Genomic DNA, 16934 nt, shown 5'->3' with positions numbered 1-16934 from the left:
GATAACGAGTGGCGAGATAGCCAACGAGAACAACAGGCGGATTGGAGGCATGACGAACATCACGTCATAAGCAGCCCAGAGCAAAATTCACAATATTACAACAAGTTAAGTTGTGCCAAAATTTTAGGATTATTGCGTGCATATTCAGCAATTTGACTATAAAATCCACCGCCTGTCTGTTCCAATATCAAAATAAAATTCTATGAAACTCACTCTCAAACAGAAGCTAATAGGCTCAAGCTTATTAGCCGTTGTGCTAATGGCTAGCGCGTTAACTTGGCTTGCCGCCGATCAACTTGAAGAACAAACCCAAAACGGCGTTTATGCTCGCGCAGAAAGCCTTGCTAACGCCGCGTCTGCAGGCATTTCTGACTGGATCTCGATTCGTGAAGACATTGCCTCGGCATTTAATGACTACAGCCAACAAGCGGATGTCGTTCCTTTTTTGCAGCAAGCGCGTAAAGCGGGTGGTTTTGACGATATTTTCTTAGGTACACCTGAAGGGGGGATGTATCGCTCGCATCCAGAACGCAACCGTGCCGATTACGATCCTCGAGTGCGACCTTGGTATATCGATGCCAATAGTGCGGGAAAACAGATCATCACCACAGCTTATCAAGATGCGATCACCAATGCTTTGTTGGTGACCATTGCTGAACCGATCCGCCGCAACGGGCAATTTGTCGGTGTGGTAGGGGCCGATGTGTTGATTGATCAGCTCATCAACGACGTCATCAACCTTGATGCGGGCACCAATGCGTATGCGATGCTGATTGATACGCAAGACGGTACTTTCCTTGCGCATCCAGACAAAGCGCTGTCACTAAAGCCAGTTAATACCTTGTCTAAACAGTTTACGTTGCGCGCCATCGAAGACGCGGCGAAGACAGGAAAGATCGAACTGATTGAACGTAATGGACAACAGAAACTGTATTTCTTCCGTCAGGTCGAAAACACGCCATGGATCTTCGCGATTGAAATGGATAGAGCCACAGAAGAAGCCGCGCACAGTGAACTGCTGCAAAGTCTGATCTTTACTGCCGTGGTGATCACCCTAGTGGTCATTGCACTCGTGTCTTGGTTGGTGAGCTTCCTTTTCCGCGACCTTGGGCGAGTGTCGAAAGCATTGGAAGAAATCGCTTCTGGTGAGGGCGACTTAACGCAGCGTTTAGAGCCTCGTAGTGACGATGAAGTGGGTCAGTTGGCGACAAACTTCAACACCTTCGTCGGTAACATGCATGCAATGGTCTCTAAGTTAAGCTTAGTATCCGCTTCTTTATCAGAGCAGTCTAAGCAGACCGCTCAGCAAGCCGAAGAGCGCAGCGCACGTATCCGTCTCCAACAAGATGAGATCAACATGGTCGCGACTGCAATTAATGAAATGGCCGCGGCGACACAAGAAATCGCCGGCAATGCAGATCATACTGCGCAAAACTCATCAGAAGCGGTGAGCGCCTGTGTCCACGGTGGGGACCAAGTGGTTCAAACGCAAGGCTCGATCAAGAACTTAGCCACAGAAGTTCAAGTGGCGACGGATGTGATTCAAGAGCTTGAAGCCCACGGTCACAGCATCAGTACTATCTTGTCGACGATTCAAGATATTGCCGAGCAAACCAACTTACTTGCACTCAACGCCGCGATCGAAGCAGCGCGCGCCGGTGAGCAAGGACGAGGTTTTGCCGTGGTAGCAGACGAAGTTCGCGTGCTTAGCCAGCGTACCCACGCGTCGACGCAAGAAATTCAACAAATGATCGAGACGCTGCAGTCAACCACTGGTAAAGCGGTCAATATTATGGATGACAGTCGTCAATTGGCGGAAACGAGCGTATCAGACGCCGACTCAGCCGCTGTCAGCCTCACGCAAATCCAAACCGCGGTAGAGCGTATTAGTGATATGGCAACGCAGATAGCCTCGGCAGCAGAAGAGCAAGCCTCAGTGACATCTGAGATCACGCGTAACACAGTCGGTATTCGTGATGTATCGAATGAACTGGCTGATGAAGCCCATGATGCGGCGTCTCAAGCGGCTCAGTTGTCCGAACTCTCTCATGAGCTGGAACAAGAGATTCAACGCTTTAAGCTCTAACTATTATTGTGATTTGAAAGCCTCGGTCTGCCGAGGCTTTTTTTGTTGAGATTTTTCCATTTCGGAAATTTGGTTGAGACTTTATTTCAATGGTGGACAGATCTGGGACTAGATAAAATCCACAAAACTAATAAGGATTTATCTATGACTGTATCCCACGACACATTTCAAACCCGCGTGCGCAATATCATTAATGATGCGACGCTTTCGCCTAAGCAGAAGAATCAGTTTCTTGCTCTCGAAGCAGAAGCAAGTTTGGATTACGTCCCTATCTCGGCTCCGCTCAAACAGGCGATGGAACAGGGCGTATTGTGCGATATGTTTGAAGGGCATGCGCCATTTAAACCGCGTTATGTATTACCAGATTACGCTAAGTTTCTCCGTCAAGGGTCAAGCTATCTTGAACTGCAGCCAGCGCAAGACTTTGATGACGCGTTGAATCATCTAACGATCCTTTACCACCACGTGCCCTCGGTGACTAATATTCCTGTCTATCTCGGCCAGTTGGATGAGTTGCTACTGCCTTTTGTCGGCGCTCTCAGTGAGCAGGCGATTTACCAAAAGCTGAAACGTTTTTGGGTGATGTTAGACAGAACGCTGCCCGATGCGTTTATGCACGTCAATATTGGTCCGAGTGACAACGTGATTTGTCGCACTATTCTCATCATCGATGCCGAGCTTAAACAAATCGCGCCTAACTTGACCTTTATGTATGACCCAAGCGTGACGCCCGATGATTTGTTGCGCCAAGCAACATCTAACATTTGTCAGTGTAGTAAACCGCATATTGCCAATTATCCGATGCATGCTGCGGCGTATGGTGACAAAAAGTTTGGTATCGTCAGTTGCTATAACTCACTTCCCCTCGCTGGTGGCTCTAATACTTTAGTTAGGATGAACCTTAAGCACGTGGCGTTGCTGGCTCATAATCGTGACCATTTCATTGATCACTTGCTGCCTCAATACAGCCGATTGATGACCGAGTTGATGGATGCGCGATCCAGCTATCTACATGAGCAGTCAAACTTCTTCAAAGGCTTTCTGACCACAGAAGGGCTGATTGACGAAAAACGTTTTGCCCCAATGTTTGGTATTTATGGAATGGCGGAAGCGGTGAACATTTTACTTGAGAAAGAGGGCTGTCATAAGAAGTACGGGCATGATGATCAAGCCAACGATCTTGCGTATGCTATTTCTCGGAAACTGGCAGAGTTAGTTGAAAAACTGCCCGTGAAATATGGCTTAAATGGCAAGGCGCTTCTGCATGCGCAAGGCGGGATCAGCTTGGATAAGGATGTAACGCCGGGTGTTCGTATTCCCTACGGCCATGAGCCCGATCCCGTGAGTTATGTTCAAGCGACGGCCGCGCATCACCAATACTATACCTCCGGTATCAGTGATATTTTGACCATAGATGAAACGGTCAAAGCCAATCCAGAAGCGATGTTTAATCTGTGTAAAGGGGCACTGAGTATCGGCTATCGAGAGTTCACCGCCAACGTCAGCTCTAATGACCTCGTTAGGGTTACAGGGTATATGGTGAAGCTGTCTGATATCGCTAAGTTCGAACAACAAGGCTCAAGAACCAACACCACGTTTCTTGGGGCGGAAGCGGCAAAGAATACAGAGATATTACAGCGCCGACCTCGCGTAGCTTGTTTTGAAGTAACGCCGAAGTTCGATTAGTGGGACGTGATATGACCAATGTAGCGAAAGTCAGCCGGATCCTAAACTTTTCCTGCGTTGATGGCCCGGGAAATCGCATGGTTATCTTTTTGCAAGGCTGTCACTTTCGCTGCCTCAATTGCCACAATCCACATACCATCAACCATTGCAATCATTGTGGAGATTGCGTCACCAGTTGCCCAAGCCAAGCACTGAGTGTAGATAATCAGCAGCGGGTGCATTGGGATGCGTCTGCTTGTACTGATTGCGATCTGTGTATCGAGGTCTGTCAGCATCAATCTAGTCCTAAAGTATCTAGTTACACTGTCACTGAATTGTTGAGATTAATTACTAAACAGAATCCTTTTATTAATGGTGTCACATTGTCAGGTGGCGAGGCGACATTGCAGTTGCCATTCTTGATCGATCTGTTTGGCCAGATAAAGGCAGATCCAAGGTTGAATCATTTAACTTGCTTTGTCGACAGCAACGGTGATTTAAGCGAGCAGGGCTGGCGCAAACTCGCGCCTGTTGTCGATGGCGTGATGGTGGATTTGAAGTCATGGCAGGAAGACACTCATCGTTGGCTCGTAGGGCGAAGTAATCAGCGCGTGATTCAGTCACTGTATCTTCTGGCGCAGAGAGGTAAACTGCATGAGATCAGATTGCTGCACATTCCGGGAATCAGTGATTTGGAGGAGGAAATAGAGGCAGTCGCGGCCGTGATCAACCGTCTACCTACGTCAGTAATCGTACGTTTAAATGCCTTCCAGCATCATGGCGTAGTGGGAGAAGCGCTGAGTTGGCCTAAATGCAGTGAACAGCAGATGGTTCATTTTCACCAATTGCTCGCCAAGCGCATCCAAAACCCAATCATATTACCGAGTGTTTATACCTGAGTAAGCTGACTATGAACCCAACGCAAAGCGGGGTCATTTAAGCTGGCTGGATTCCATACCAAACTGTAGGCCACTTGACCGTACTCGAACGGCAAAGGTTTACTGATCAACCCTTGCGCTTGTTTGGCTTGTTGCGCCCACATTTTTGAACAAGTTAATAATAGTGGAGTGTGGTGGCACAGTGTCGCGGCGCTACCAAAATCCGAAACGGACAATGCTAGATTGCGCGATCCGTATTGCTGGGTGAGGTTTTGCTCAAAGTATGGCTCGGCTAAGTCTTTATCCAGAATCCCGATGTGGCTACTGGCTAAATACGCTTCAATGGTCAATGTCTTGGTCGCCAGAGGGTGGTCTGGTTTCATTAAACAGACCATTTCGTCCGCCATGATTTGCTGCCACATCAATTGCTGGCTCCGAGTGGGAGGCTGGCTAATGTCGTGGGGCAGCAACATAAAGTCCACTTGTCCACGGTGTAGTGCGTCAAAGCTAAGCGCGTCTTTGGCATGGACAGTAACGGCGCGCGCCTGAGTTAACTGTTGAGTAAGTTTGGCTACTTTGTGCGCAAATAACTCGAAAGTGCTTTCACGCATCGACAGAGAAATTGCCCCTTTGAACGTGTCAGGACGAAAGGCACCTTGATGAAGAATGCCATTCATACTCGACAAAATTTTGTGTACTTCAGGGCCAATGCTGAGTGCAAATTGCGTTGGCAACAGGCCTGATGCATCGCGATAAAACAGTTCGTCTTTGAGCTGGCTGCGAAGCTGCGCAAGAGTTTTGCTCACACTGGAAGGCGTCACGCATAAAACTTCCGATGCCACAGTGACACTGTGGGTGCTCAGCAATACATGCAAAACCGTGAGGTGCTTTAAACTGATGCGAGAGAGGGCGATATAATCCATAACGAAAGAATTTATAGAAACAAGAGTTAGTTATAACGTTTAGACAAATGAAATGGTAGCAATAAACCCATCAGCAAGCACTTTACCTCAGTTAGCCTAAACTTAGAGGTGATGTGTTTAGCGGAGTCAAGTATGAATAAGTTAACCAGTTTGTTTATTGCGCTGTTCGCTGCAGTCTCTTTTCATCTCGTAGCAGCAGAGGAAGAAGCGGATGTTAATAATCGCACCAAAGTTGCCCCTAATGTTGAGGACATGGACAATGATGGTGATGGATTAGTATCACAAGATGAGTTTAACCAGTTCCGTCTTGGGTCATCGGAGCCTCAAGAGGAAGAGGAACAAGAGGGGATAGAGAGCGATGAAGATGAAAACCGAAGCGGTTTGAGCGCATTCGCCTCATTTGATAAAGACAAAGACGGTTTCGTTACCCAAGAAGAGCTCAATGCTCACGCGAAATATTCTAACCCAGGCAATGGGACGGGTGAGTTAAAAACGCAAAAACAACAGTTGCGTTCGAGCAACGAAGCAGGCAGTCAGTCCAAATCGAATAGTAAAGGCAGTGGAAACAGTAACAAAGGTGGCGGGAGTAGCAATCGAGGCGGCGGTAATAAAGGTGGCGGTGACAAGGGCGGTAAAGGAAAAGACAAGTAACAGAAAAGCCTCAACTGAGTTGAGGCTTTTTTTGGCGGCTTTAATCGATCAGGCCGTAGTCTTGAGCAAGAACATCGATGATTTCTTGCTTAGGATTCTCACTTAATGTGATCTTAAGCCCTGTGATTTTTTCGGCGATACCGAGATACGTGCGTGAAATATCCATCAGGGCATCAACGGGCAGGGCGTTGTCACGCGCGAGCGCTTCACGTTCATCCATACGTTCTTTGTTAAGCAGAATGTCTGGATCTGGGAAGTAGTTGAGCAAGAATTGGCGGAAGCCTTCTTTAGAGTTTTCGACGATATTACCCGCATTGTACTCGTTCTCATCCCAAATACGAGAAGAGTCTGGTGTGCCCACTTCATCCATGTAAATCAGCTTTTCACGGCCTTTGGAATCCGTTACATAACCAAATTCAAATTTCGTATCGACGAAAATCTGCTCAATTTCTGCCAACGCATTGCTAATAACAACAAAACCCTCTCGCAGTAATTTCTCGTATTGCGCAATGTCTTCTGCTTTCGAAAAATTGAACGCCGCATAGTTGTCTTCAATATTCTTACGCGTAATGTTGACGTCGTCCGCCTCTGGCACACCTGGAATACCGCGAAGGATGCCTTTGGTCGATGGCGTCATAAGCAGTTCAGGGAGTGGTTTGTCTTTTTCAAGCCCCTCTGGAAGTTGGATGCCACAGAAGTCGCGTTCGCCATTGGAGTAAGCGCGCCACATTGATCCCGTGATGTATTGACGGCAAATGGCTTCAATCATGATTGGCTTTGCTTTTTGTACAATCCAAACGAATGGATGGGGGATGTCCAAAATATGGCTATCGGCCAACCCGTGTTGTTTAAACAAACTAAACCAATGATTAGAAATGGCATTGAGCGCCGCACCCTTGCCAGGAACGCCTTTCAATCCGCCTTCTGCGTGCCAAATACAGTCAAAAGCAGAGATACGATCGCTGATGACCATGATCGCGAGGGGGGCATCTTCAGCCACATCATAGCCTTTTTCTTTGATAAGGCGTTTACTGTCTTGTTCGGTTAGCCAATAGACAGAGCGAACTTTTCCGCTATGAACGGGTTTATCTGTACGAATGGGAAGATCGTCGTTTACGGCGAGTACTTGATCTGCGAGACTCATTTAGACATTCCTATCTTTAAGCAACATGGGGGGATTATCACGCTCTGATAATCCATTTGCACCGCATAATACCAGAACTAATTCTCCTCGCCAGTGAAAAAGCAAACGTTTGCTTTGTTTTTGCAATTTGAACGCCAAGGGCACGTTTATTTAAAAGGGAAAGACAAAAAGCCCCCTCATATGAGGGGGCAAAGACAGCGTATAAATGTTGAGCTTGTTAGTGATACTGGTTAATTCCGCCCTCAACAAAGAATACTTCACACTGATATTGAACCGCCAAATCTTGCAGTAATCGTTGTTCCACCGGTGGTATTTGCGTTGATGCTATGACAGCACTGGCATTACCTGATTGAATAGCCTTGGTTACGATTTCGAACTCTGACTGGGTTTGAGATGCTTTCATTTGAATGATTTTGGTACAACTTATGCGACAAGCAGAAAGTTGATCATAATCAGGACGCGGACATTGTGCCGTAAATAGGATCCATTGCTTTTGACTCGACAGGCCTGCTAAACGGCTAAGAACATCTTGGTTGATGTTCATTGGCTGAGTAGGCTGAGCCAGAACATTGTATTTTGAGAAAGTACCAATGGGAGTCTGTGCCTGAATCATAATTACTGTTCCTTTGTACATGCTGTATGTATATACAGTAGTTTGGGGGCGAAAAATAATCAAGCACTATTGGATGATTTTTGCTCGAGGATAGATAAGTAATTAACAGGGGTTTTGGGTCTATATTATTGTTTTAAAAGTATTTATGGTGAATATTAGCTGTTGTTTAGTATTAAGGGAAAGGTGAGATATTGTGAGGCATGTCACTTGGAGCTATACAGTGTTGTACAGTGGTAGGGTAGAGCACTGTATAGCGCGTTTTTAGAAAAGGTTATAAAAACCGTTGTGGGTAATCGCTAAAAATACCGTCTAAATTAGGTAGATGATTTAGCGAGCGTGGATTGTTGACGGTGTAAGCCCACACTTGATAACCAAGGCTTTTAAGTTGATCGACCTTCTTTTTACTTACCCAACGGTGATTAACATTGCAATGAGACGCTTCAACCTCACTCAAAAGCGAAAGAACGCGCTTTGTTACTCTCTCGCACAATACCGCACGAGAATAGTGGGGAAGGTGTTGGAACAATTCACGCATTATCTCTGGACTAAAGCTCGACAGCATAAGTTGCTGGGCAGGATATTCGGCTTGCGTGAGAATATGGGCTAAAAGCGTACACACATGATGTGGGTTATGACGGTCAATTTTGATCTCTAAGTTCAGTTTTATATTGTGCAGCTTTGCGAGAGTGAGCAACTCGTTCAAACAAAGAATTTTTTCGCCAGCGAAGCGTGAACTGAACCAAGCGCCAAAGTCATGCTGTTTTAACTCATCTAGCGTCATCTCATCGATGCGCCCTCGACCGTTACTGCACCGGTTGATGGTGTGATCATGACACACAACTAACTGGTGGTCTTGAGTCGGCTGAATGTCAACTTCGACCCATTCAAGACCAAGCTTAGCGGCTGCCAAAATACTCGCTCGAGTGTTTTCGGGATAGTGACCCGCAAACCCCCGATGTCCAACAATAATCATACTTGCGTACCTGTGAGTGAATAGTGAATAGGGCGCTGATTTTTCGGAGAAAATATCGTAGCCAGCGACCATCAGATCTGACACTATCAAGTGATTTCTTTTTTAACAATCATAGGCGCTTGATAAATTGAACGCAGAACGAAAAGCCGCTTGGATTTTAGTCGCAACTACCGCTTTGGCAGGATTAGGTTGGATATTTTCAAAGCAAACAATTCAGGGAATGCCACCGTTTGGCTTTGTTGGGCTACGTTTTCTCGTCGCGTCCCTCTGTTTACTTCCCCTGTCACTGCCGCTAATTAAGCACCTCAATCGCAAGTCGTTGATACAAGCTATAGGTGGCGGTACCATTTTAGCGCTGGCATTACTTTGCTGGGTTCACGCGATCTCAATCAGCGAAACCTTGGGAGAAGGTGCGTTTATCGTGAGTTTGTCGATGATCATTGTGCCTATCATCGCCTGGCTGCTGTTTAAAGAGCGGCCGAAACGTGCATTTTGGCTTGCTATGCCGATCGCTGTGTCTGGCTTGGCTATGCTGTCATTAACCGATGGATGGCAGAGTTCTGCGGGCCAGTTATGGTTTCTAGCCAATGCCTGCTTGCTGGCACTTCACTTTAACGTTAACAGCAAGCTTGCGCACAAACTGCCTGTGTTGTTATTGACCTGTATTCAACTTTTCACGACAGGCGTTATCGCCGCCATTGCCTCATTGATGTTTGAGAGCTTTCCTCGTGACGTGTCGCCCTCAATTTGGAGATGGTTTGCATTAAGCGCCATTTTGGCAACCAGTTTAAGGTATGTGATGCAAACGCTAGGGCAACGGGGATGTCACCCAGCGAATGCCGCTTTAATCATGTTACTTGAGCCAATATGGACAGTAGTGCTCAGTGTGCTTTGGTATGGCGAGCAGTTGTCGGGTAACAAGCTGGTAGGTTGCGCGCTGATTTTGCTCGCCCTGATTTTCTATCGAACCGATGGACGTCTATTTAACGTTAAGCACTGATAGGCGAGCGCTGGATAGCAAGATCGACTATGATTTATTTCAAGAGCGAAATTAAATTGGAACTAATGACACAATTATTAGTACAATCCGTGGTTGAATAATCAGTTTTACAGGGATGAATAATGAAGATTGGTGTAATTGGTGCAGGTTCGGTCGGAGTGGGAGTATGCAATTACCTATTAACACTAGGCAGTGTTAGTGAACTCGTGCTACTGGATAACAACTTAGAGCGTGCAGAAGGGGAAGTCTTTGACTTTAGACATACTGCGGCACTGACGTTTTCAAAAAATACCCATATCATTCCCACCGATGATTACTTCACACTTATTGGTGCTGACATCGTCGTTATCACCGCAGGAGCGCAAATTAAGCAAGGTCAAACACGGATTGATTTGGCAGAAATCAACAGCCGTATCGGTGTCGATATCGCCAAACAAGTTGAGCGTGTTGCACCCAATGCGACCTTGATCGTTGTAAGCAACCCTTGCGATCTTGTGGCACACTTTATTGCTACCAACACTAATTTTCCACGCTCAAGAGTGATCAGTAGCGGATGCGTGATAGACACAGCTCGCTTAATGAGTATTGTTGCCAATCGCGTTAACCTCGACCCTAAGAACGTTTTTGGTTATGTGCTTGGTGAACATGGCAGCCACTGTTTTACCCCGAAAAGTCTTATTTCAATTGCGGGGCAATCGGCCGATTATTACTGCGATACGCACAATATTCAGCGTATCTGCGCCGATCAACTGTTGGAGTCGGTAAAGCAAGCTGGTTACGAGATATTTAAACGTAAGCAAAATACCACCCATGGCATTTCAGCCAGTGTATTTCGCATTATCCAAGCCATTATGATCAATGAGCGCTCTGTATTGCCGGTTGCGACTTTGCTCCATGGTGAATATGGCCTAGACAACGTAGTGTTGAGTTTACCGACAGTGGTTGGAAAAAATGGCGCTGAATCCATCTTGCAGCACCCGTTCACAGACGACGAGAGAGCCGTATTAGAGAATATCGCTATAGAGGTGAACAAGGTCGTAGAGCAAGTTGCGCTTAAAACAGGACTCGCGATTTCTAAAGCGTAGCCATCGGTAAATGGTTTTAATCATTGAACGAACGCACAGCATAGGCTGTGCGTTTTTGTGTTGAACTTAGACGTGTTCGATCATGAATTAGAGCCATTACTCTTTAATAAAACAGAATTCTTGATAGAGTGGAATGTTGCGATATTGTTAAAATGGTCGGTGTCATGAAAATCCATACCCTTGATGGTTACATTCAAACCTTATACTTGGCTGTCTACCCCGATAAACTGCTACTACTGGATGGAGCGTCTCGTGCCGATATTCCCAATCTAAAGCACTATATTACCCATGAATTAGGTCGACCTTTCTCTCACCTCACTACGGTTGTTGTTACGCACATGCATCCAGATCATGCTGGGGCAGCGCATAAACTGCGTGATCTAACAGGGTGTCAGGTGGTATCTGCGCTTCGCCCTAATCACTGGTACCGCGGTATTGACGGATTTTTGATGCATTTAACCGACATTGCCTTGGCGCGCTGGGTTGCTCAGCGAAAACGTAAGCCAAAACGCAACCTGTGGTATCCGCGTAAGTTAATGCCGGATGTCATGCTGTCTGACGGTGAGGCAATTCCGAATTTTCCGGACTGGACCGTTCTTGAAACCCCGGGTCATACCGATAGAGATTTATCGCTCTATCACTCAGAGCAAGGTGTTCTGTATGTGGCTGACCTCATGGTTGAGGTGAAACAAAAACTGATTGCCCCTTTCCCAGTCTTTTACCCCAATCAATATCGAACTTCGTTGCAAAGAGTGTATGACTTGGCCCCTCAATCGCTGCTTATTGCTCATGGAGGAGAGGTGGTGCTATCTGCTCAAACCTATCAACACTTGGTCGATACTGCCCCAAGAACTCCCACCACCCATTGGCGAGCGTTTAAAATCAAATTGAAAAGCTTGTTTGGTGCATTGTGGGCTTTTGGTATTAATAAGCATGATTGATGTGAGTTAGAAATACCTATCATCAATCTGCGAAATGTTGACCTGCAATTGAAGTTTTAGCGAGACGCGATACTATGTCGTCACTAACAGTGACTTTCTCTCATGCCTGGCATCGTATCGGTAACATAACGTTATGAAATTAATTAAATTAAGCTTGATTGCATCACTTGCTGTCTGGACTGTTCAAGTGACGGCAGCCGATTTAGCAAGTGCGCAGAAAATTCAAGATGATACACATACAGCAAGCGTCGCTAGTCAACAGCGAATTGACAGCAAAGCTCAGCAAGCACTTGAGCTTCAAGCTGAAATCGAGCGTTTGCGTGTGCAGGTTTCTAACTTAACGCTATATCGTGACCATTTATCAAGGTTAATTGCCAGCCAGCAAGCTGAACAAGAGAGCTTGCATCAGCAGCGCCAAGAAGTGACTCAGACTAAGCAAGGGTTGGTTCCTTTGATGTATCACATGCTGGAACAGCTAAAGCTATGGGTGGGGAGTGATCTTCCGTTTAAGTCTCAGGTAAGAGGCGAACGTGTAGCCAAACTTGAGGCGATGATGACCAGAGCCGATATCAGTGACGGCGAAAAGTTTCGTCGTATCTTTGAAGCTTACCAGATTGAACTCGAGTACGGGCTTAAGCTAAGTCAGTATGAACAGAGTATTGATGTTGAAGGGGAGACGCGTCAGGTAGAGGTACTGCAAATGGGAAGGGTCTCACTGGTTGCGCGTACCACCAGTCGCAGTGACTATTGGGCTTGGGATAGGCGCATGCAGGATTGGATTGCCCTCGCACCTAGCCTATATCAAGAACTCGATACGGCCTACGAGGTCGCGGCTCAGCAAAGCATACCGCAGTTGATCACGTTGCCCGTCTCACTCGAACGAGTGGAGGCGGCGCAATGATGATACGTGCAATGGCTATGTTAATGTCGGTTTGCCTATCGAGCGCTTTGTTAGCGGATGAGCTAATGTCTGCTGCTCAAAGTGAAGCCGTCAAGCAGCAGCAACACAATCAGCAGCGAGAACGGCGTTTTACCGACACGGTTCAAGAGCTAAGCGCGATAAAACAGCAGTTACAACAGGACAAAGCGCAACTAGAAGCGCAGACTCAATCATTAAGTGAAACGTTTCGTCTGAATGAAAAAAAACTCGCCGAGCTTGAGCAACTGTTGAAAGCCGAAACCGCAAGCCTGACGGATGTTTTCACCTTGGTACGTCAGCATGCTAAAACACTACACACCACGCAGCAACAATCGAGCGGGCCGTCCCCTGATTCTACTGCGATTGACACCATTGCCACGGCGCGCCAACTGCCTTCTATAGAACAAGTTGAGCACCTTTGGCGCGCTTACTTGGCTCAAATAAAGGCAAGCGGTGAGCTGCGCTTAGTCACGGTAACGAAAATTGATCCTCAAGGACTGAGTCATCAAAGCCAAGCGCTTAAGCTAGGTGATTTTGCGCTGATCGGAGAGCAAGGTTTCCTCGAGTGGCACGCAAAAGCGCAAACGGCGAGCGATTATACCAATCAACCACAAGGTGCCCCTAGATTCGCCGACATACAACCTTTACTGCAAGGACGTTCGATGTCGCTATTGATAGACCCGACTCGTGGTGAACTCATTAAACAGCGTGCAACAACGCCCAGTCTATTTGATAGAGTGGAGCAAGGCGGAGCGGTGGCTAAAATCATCATCGGACTATTGGTTATCGGGCTTGTCATCGCGCTAGTACGCGCAGTTCATTTAGTCGTGGTACGTCGACAAATCCACCAGCAGCTGCAGTTACCCGCTGACGCCAAAGATAACCCGCTGGGGCGCGTGCTTGCGGTGTATCAGCATAATCCGAATCGTAGCGTTGAAGCATTAGAGCTGAGATTACTAGAGACAGTGCTGGATGAACAAGCGCATCTCGATAAAGGGTTGTCTATGCTCAAATTGCTCGCGGCGCTTGCGCCTATGCTCGGTTTGTTGGGAACCGTCGTGGGTATGATAGAGACCTTTCAAGTCATCACTCAGTATGGCAACAGTGACCCTAAAGTCATGGCGGGCGGTATTTCGATGGCACTAATGACCACGGTGCTTGGGCTTGTCGCTGCTATGCCATTGTTGCTGGCCCACAATCTATTAAGCAGCCAGGTTGAAGCGATTAAATCAATCTTAGAGAAACAGGGTGTTGCATTGGTGGCTCAACAAGCAGAAGGCGAATTGGCATTGGGTTCAGACAAAATGGCGTCGGTCGCATGATGAACGAACTCACGACTCTATTGACCGAGATGGCACAATCCTTTGATTGGAGTGTCGATTTGGCGAACTTCATGCAGCGGGGCGGGTTGGTACTTTGGGGGTTGTTTGCTGTGGTCATGCTTTTGTTGGCGCTGGCGTTAGAGCGCTTGTATTGCTTACACGTAGAGTTACCTAAATCTACCGAGCAATGGCATGAAATGTGGCTTCAACGACGCGATCAAACTTCGTGGTATGCTCAACGTATACGTGAGGGCTGGATATCGCAACTGCAGCTTACTGCAAGAAACAATTTACGATTTATCAAAATCTTAGTGACCTTATGCCCAATGCTAGGTTTGCTTGGAACCGTTACCGGTATGATCAACGTTTTTGACACTATGGCTAAATACAGCAGCAGTAACCCTAAGTTGATGGCCGAAGGGATTTCAATGGCCACCATACCGACAATGGTCGGTATGGTGGCCGCATTGATCGGTCTCTTCATCCATGCTCGCTTGGCAAAGCACGCGCGCAATCGAATTAGAGTGTTATCTGCGCAATTTAGGAGTGAAGCATGCGATTAGGTCGACGAGTTGAACAGCAAGAGGAAGCGCATATCGACCTCACACCTATGCTTGATATTGTGTTTATTATGCTGATCTTTTTTATCGTCACTAGCGCCTTTGTTTCACAGTCTGGCGTGGAGGTGAATCAGCCTAAAGCGAGTCAAGCATCGCAACAAAAACAAGCCAGTATTTTTATTGCGGTCACGGGCGACAATGAAATCTATGTCGATAAACGTCTGGTTGATATTGAGGCGCTTGAATCGGCGTTAAACGTGTTGCGAGCAGAAAGACCAAAAGTTGGGTTGATGATTCAAGCAGACGAGTTTGCTTTCAACGGTACTGTGGTTCGAGTGATGAATGCCGCTAAGTCGGCAGGTATAGAGCAGATAGCTCTTGGAGCAGAGAGGCGATAATGGTTCGTTTGCTGTGGTTTACGCCAATAGCGTTTATTCTAACCTTGGCGGTGTTTGCACTAATGGCTAGCTTGACCGACAGTCGAAAGGCAGAGCCACACATTATCCCTGGTATCACATTGGATGTTTTAGCTCTGCCCCCAGAACCTCAGCCGTTACGCAAACAACGAGTGTTGCCCAATCCGCCCCTGCATTTGCCAGAGCCATCCCTCGCTCTCGCGGTGACCATCGCTCCCCCTAAGTTCGATTTGCGTTCGCAAGGGCTTGAAGTGGCACCTGTCCTTGGCATTGAAATGGACCCGCTTCAAGTGATGATGCCATCACTTGATATCGAGACCGAACCAGTCGAATTGGTGCCCGTATATCGGGTTGACCCCGACTATCCTCCCAAAGCGGTTCAACGCGGTATTGAGGGGTATGTGACGTTGCGTTTTGATATTGACCAAGATGGCGTGCCATTCGACATTGAGGTATTGCAGGCGAAACCGAAACGTATATTTGATCGCAGCGCGATCAGAGCGCTTAAGCGTTGGCGCTATTCGCCAATAGTTGTCGATGGTAAAGCAGTTATTCAGCGGGGGCAAACGGTCAAGTTGGCGTTTGAACTCAGCCAATGAAGCGTCCCTACATCGCCATCTTGTGTCTGTTATTGACTCATGGGGTAAGCGCACAAGGTAACAGTGCTTACCTTGTGAATACCCTCAAGCAAGTCGAACTGATGACACAGCATCAAGAAAATGAACAAGCGCTCGCCTTGCTAGAGTCAGTGACGGTGTCACGAAATAGTGATAAAGCGCAGTTGGCGCGATGGTTAGGCGCTCTCTACTGGCAGCAAGGTCGTCATCAAGACGCGATCCATTCACTCAAGCAAGCATTGGCTACTCAAGCGTTACTATCCGCTCAAACGCGTGAGGTTCAACGTATGCTCGCCGACCTCTACTTACTTGAGCAAGACTATCAAACTAGCCTCAATTATTATTATCCATTGACCCAGCATGAGCGTGACTCGTCTGAGCGGCAACAGCTTTGGCAGCGAATTGCATACGCGCATTATCAGCAGGGGGAATGGCAAGCCACGATTGACTCCGCGCAACACTCGCTCGACGAACATCCCAAAACACCAGGCAAGGTTCTTCAGCTGAGGTTGGGGGGAGAACTCAACTTGAAGCGCTGGCAGTCAGCGATCGATACCTTGAATCAGCTTGTTGAGTTACAACCGCAACAGGCAAAGTGGTGGCGAAAACTGAGTTCAGTCTACCTTGCTCAGGGGGACCATCGGGGGGCAATGAATACCTTGTCACTGGCAAAACTCATTCAAGTAGAGTTAGAGCCAAGTGACTTAAGTTTGTTGGCGCGGCTTTATGCACAGCAAGGGTTGCCAGAGCTTGCCGCCAAACAACTGGTTGATCAAGACGATGGTTCACTTCAACGTCTGGTTCAACTAGCCAACTATTGGCAGTGGGCTAAGGAGTGGGATAAAGCGCAGCAGGTTTGGATTGAGATCGCAAGCGAGGAGCCTGAGTATTATTGGCAGGTTGCTCAGTTGCAGCTATTAGAGAAAGAGTATCAAGCGGCATTGGTGTCGCTGGGAAAAATACCCAAGCCTTCTGCCAAGATCATGCTTACCGAAGCACAGATCTACTCAAAGCTGGAGCAATGGCCTCAAGCGACTGAGGCCGCAAAACGCGCAATGCAGCTCGAGCCGTCCAAAGAGGCTAAGCGGTGGTTAGACTTTTTGACCCACCATCAGAGCCAGCATTAGCGATTTGACCAAAC

General features: G+C 47.3%; 17 protein-coding genes. 13 read left to right on the top strand and 4 right to left on the bottom strand.

Annotated features, from left to right (window positions below):
- The first annotated feature begins 202 nt into the window (after positions 1-202).
- The 3 genes from FCU94_RS07460 (at position 203) to FCU94_RS07450 (ending at position 4650) form a co-directional block, all read left to right on the top strand.
- Positions 203-2086: a methyl-accepting chemotaxis protein gene (locus tag FCU94_RS07460; RefSeq protein ID WP_176287907.1), complete on the top strand. Its 1884-nt coding sequence runs from the start codon at positions 203-205 to the stop codon at positions 2084-2086.
- Positions 2087-2230: 144 nt separating this feature from the next.
- Entirely contained in the window at positions 2231-3772 is a 1542-nt protein-coding gene (locus FCU94_RS07455; RefSeq protein WP_176287906.1) for a YjjI family glycine radical enzyme, read from the top strand.
- An 11-nt stretch (positions 3773-3783) separates the two neighbouring features.
- Entirely contained in the window at positions 3784-4650 is an 867-nt protein-coding gene (locus FCU94_RS07450; RefSeq protein ID WP_176287905.1) for a YjjW family glycine radical enzyme activase, read from the top strand.
- Here FCU94_RS07450 and FCU94_RS07445 read toward each other — a convergent pair.
- Positions 4641-5552, bottom strand: coding sequence for a LysR family transcriptional regulator (locus FCU94_RS07445; RefSeq protein WP_176287904.1), 912 nt, complete (start codon positions 5550-5552; stop codon positions 4641-4643). The genes FCU94_RS07450 and FCU94_RS07445 overlap by 10 nt on opposite strands.
- A gap of 132 nt (positions 5553-5684) precedes the next feature.
- Between FCU94_RS07445 and FCU94_RS07440 the strand changes: the two genes are divergently transcribed.
- The gene (locus FCU94_RS07440; protein WP_176287903.1) at positions 5685-6203 is read left to right on the top strand and encodes a hypothetical protein; all 519 of its coding nucleotides are present in this window, start codon (positions 5685-5687) and stop codon (positions 6201-6203) included.
- 40 nt (positions 6204-6243) lie between these two features.
- Here the strand turns inward: FCU94_RS07440 and FCU94_RS07435 are convergent, their stop codons facing one another.
- The 3 genes from FCU94_RS07435 to FCU94_RS07425 form a co-directional block, all read right to left on the bottom strand.
- Positions 6244-7347, bottom strand: a complete 1104-nt coding sequence (locus FCU94_RS07435) for a phosphoribosylaminoimidazolesuccinocarboxamide synthase (RefSeq protein WP_176287902.1) — start codon at positions 7345-7347, stop codon at positions 6244-6246.
- A gap of 217 nt (positions 7348-7564) precedes the next feature.
- Positions 7565-7960 carry a SulA-like leucine-rich domain-containing protein gene (locus tag FCU94_RS07430; RefSeq protein WP_176287901.1) on the bottom strand — a complete coding sequence of 132 codons (396 nt, stop codon included), beginning with the start codon at positions 7958-7960 and terminating at the stop codon, positions 7565-7567.
- A 271-nt stretch (positions 7961-8231) separates the two neighbouring features.
- Positions 8232-8933, bottom strand: a complete 702-nt coding sequence (locus tag FCU94_RS07425) for a glycerophosphodiester phosphodiesterase family protein (RefSeq protein ID WP_176287900.1) — start codon at positions 8931-8933, stop codon at positions 8232-8234.
- A 127-nt stretch (positions 8934-9060) separates the two neighbouring features.
- Here FCU94_RS07425 and FCU94_RS07420 point away from each other — a divergent pair, with 127 nt between their 5' ends.
- From FCU94_RS07420 to FCU94_RS07380, 9 genes are all read left to right on the top strand, one after another.
- Positions 9061-9933, top strand: coding sequence for a DMT family transporter (locus FCU94_RS07420; RefSeq protein ID WP_176287899.1), 873 nt, complete (start codon positions 9061-9063; stop codon positions 9931-9933).
- Between the two features lie 122 nt (positions 9934-10055).
- Complete coding sequence (locus FCU94_RS07415; protein ID WP_176287898.1) at positions 10056-11018, top strand: lactate/malate family dehydrogenase; 963 nt, start codon at positions 10056-10058, stop codon at positions 11016-11018.
- Between the two features lie 164 nt (positions 11019-11182).
- Positions 11183-11959: an MBL fold metallo-hydrolase gene (locus FCU94_RS07410; protein ID WP_176287897.1), complete on the top strand. Its 777-nt coding sequence runs from the start codon at positions 11183-11185 to the stop codon at positions 11957-11959.
- A gap of 133 nt (positions 11960-12092) precedes the next feature.
- Entirely contained in the window at positions 12093-12860 is a 768-nt protein-coding gene (locus FCU94_RS07405) for a DUF3450 domain-containing protein (RefSeq protein ID WP_176287896.1), read from the top strand.
- Entirely contained in the window at positions 12860-14200 is a 1341-nt protein-coding gene (locus FCU94_RS07400; protein ID WP_176288354.1) for a MotA/TolQ/ExbB proton channel family protein, read from the top strand. The genes FCU94_RS07405 and FCU94_RS07400 overlap by 1 nt, the downstream gene beginning before the upstream one ends.
- A complete protein-coding gene (locus FCU94_RS07395; RefSeq protein ID WP_176288353.1) occupies positions 14200-14763 on the top strand; it encodes a MotA/TolQ/ExbB proton channel family protein in 564 nt (187 codons plus the stop codon). Before FCU94_RS07400 ends, FCU94_RS07395 begins: the two co-directional genes overlap by 1 nt.
- Positions 14754-15158, top strand: a complete 405-nt coding sequence (locus FCU94_RS07390) for an ExbD/TolR family protein (RefSeq protein ID WP_176287895.1) — start codon at positions 14754-14756, stop codon at positions 15156-15158. The genes FCU94_RS07395 and FCU94_RS07390 overlap by 10 nt, the downstream gene beginning before the upstream one ends.
- On the top strand, positions 15158-15775 hold the full coding sequence (locus tag FCU94_RS07385; RefSeq protein WP_176287894.1) for an energy transducer TonB: 618 nt from the start codon (positions 15158-15160) through the stop codon (positions 15773-15775). The genes FCU94_RS07390 and FCU94_RS07385 overlap by 1 nt, the downstream gene beginning before the upstream one ends.
- Positions 15772-16920: a tetratricopeptide repeat protein gene (locus FCU94_RS07380; RefSeq protein ID WP_176287893.1), complete on the top strand. Its 1149-nt coding sequence runs from the start codon at positions 15772-15774 to the stop codon at positions 16918-16920. The genes FCU94_RS07385 and FCU94_RS07380 overlap by 4 nt, the downstream gene beginning before the upstream one ends.
- Positions 16921-16934: the final 14 nt, after the last annotated feature.

The sequence above is a fragment of the Vibrio sp. JPW-9-11-11 genome (assembly GCF_013369335.1).
Taxonomy (GTDB): domain Bacteria; phylum Pseudomonadota; class Gammaproteobacteria; order Enterobacterales; family Vibrionaceae; genus Vibrio.
The sequence above is the reverse complement of the archived record's forward strand: the minus strand, read 5'-3'. Positions and strand labels throughout refer to the sequence as shown.

What these genes read in the sequence shown, in the direction of transcription:
- FCU94_RS07460 (WP_176287907.1), top strand. Translation starts at nt 203, where the DNA reads ATGAAACTCACTCTCAAACAGAAGCTAATAGGCTCAAGCTTATTAGCC.
- FCU94_RS07455 (WP_176287906.1), top strand. Translation starts at nt 2,231, where the DNA reads ATGACTGTATCCCACGACACATTTCAAACCCGCGTGCGCAATATCATT.
- FCU94_RS07450 (WP_176287905.1), top strand. Translation starts at nt 3,784, where the DNA reads ATGACCAATGTAGCGAAAGTCAGCCGGATCCTAAACTTTTCCTGCGTT.
- FCU94_RS07445 (WP_176287904.1), bottom strand. Translation starts at nt 5,552, where the DNA reads ATGGATTATATCGCCCTCTCTCGCATCAGTTTAAAGCACCTCACGGTT.
- FCU94_RS07440 (WP_176287903.1), top strand. Translation starts at nt 5,685, where the DNA reads ATGAATAAGTTAACCAGTTTGTTTATTGCGCTGTTCGCTGCAGTCTCT.
- FCU94_RS07435 (WP_176287902.1), bottom strand. Translation starts at nt 7,347, where the DNA reads ATGAGTCTCGCAGATCAAGTACTCGCCGTAAACGACGATCTTCCCATT.
- FCU94_RS07430 (WP_176287901.1), bottom strand. Translation starts at nt 7,960, where the DNA reads ATGATTCAGGCACAGACTCCCATTGGTACTTTCTCAAAATACAATGTT.
- FCU94_RS07425 (WP_176287900.1), bottom strand. Translation starts at nt 8,933, where the DNA reads ATGATTATTGTTGGACATCGGGGGTTTGCGGGTCACTATCCCGAAAAC.
- FCU94_RS07415 (WP_176287898.1), top strand. Translation starts at nt 10,056, where the DNA reads ATGAAGATTGGTGTAATTGGTGCAGGTTCGGTCGGAGTGGGAGTATGC.
- FCU94_RS07410 (WP_176287897.1), top strand. Translation starts at nt 11,183, where the DNA reads ATGAAAATCCATACCCTTGATGGTTACATTCAAACCTTATACTTGGCT.
- FCU94_RS07405 (WP_176287896.1), top strand. Translation starts at nt 12,093, where the DNA reads ATGAAATTAATTAAATTAAGCTTGATTGCATCACTTGCTGTCTGGACT.
- FCU94_RS07400 (WP_176288354.1), top strand. Translation starts at nt 12,860, where the DNA reads ATGATACGTGCAATGGCTATGTTAATGTCGGTTTGCCTATCGAGCGCT.
- FCU94_RS07395 (WP_176288353.1), top strand. Translation starts at nt 14,200, where the DNA reads ATGAACGAACTCACGACTCTATTGACCGAGATGGCACAATCCTTTGAT.
- FCU94_RS07390 (WP_176287895.1), top strand. Translation starts at nt 14,754, where the DNA reads ATGCGATTAGGTCGACGAGTTGAACAGCAAGAGGAAGCGCATATCGAC.
- FCU94_RS07385 (WP_176287894.1), top strand. Translation starts at nt 15,158, where the DNA reads ATGGTTCGTTTGCTGTGGTTTACGCCAATAGCGTTTATTCTAACCTTG.
- FCU94_RS07380 (WP_176287893.1), top strand. Translation starts at nt 15,772, where the DNA reads ATGAAGCGTCCCTACATCGCCATCTTGTGTCTGTTATTGACTCATGGG.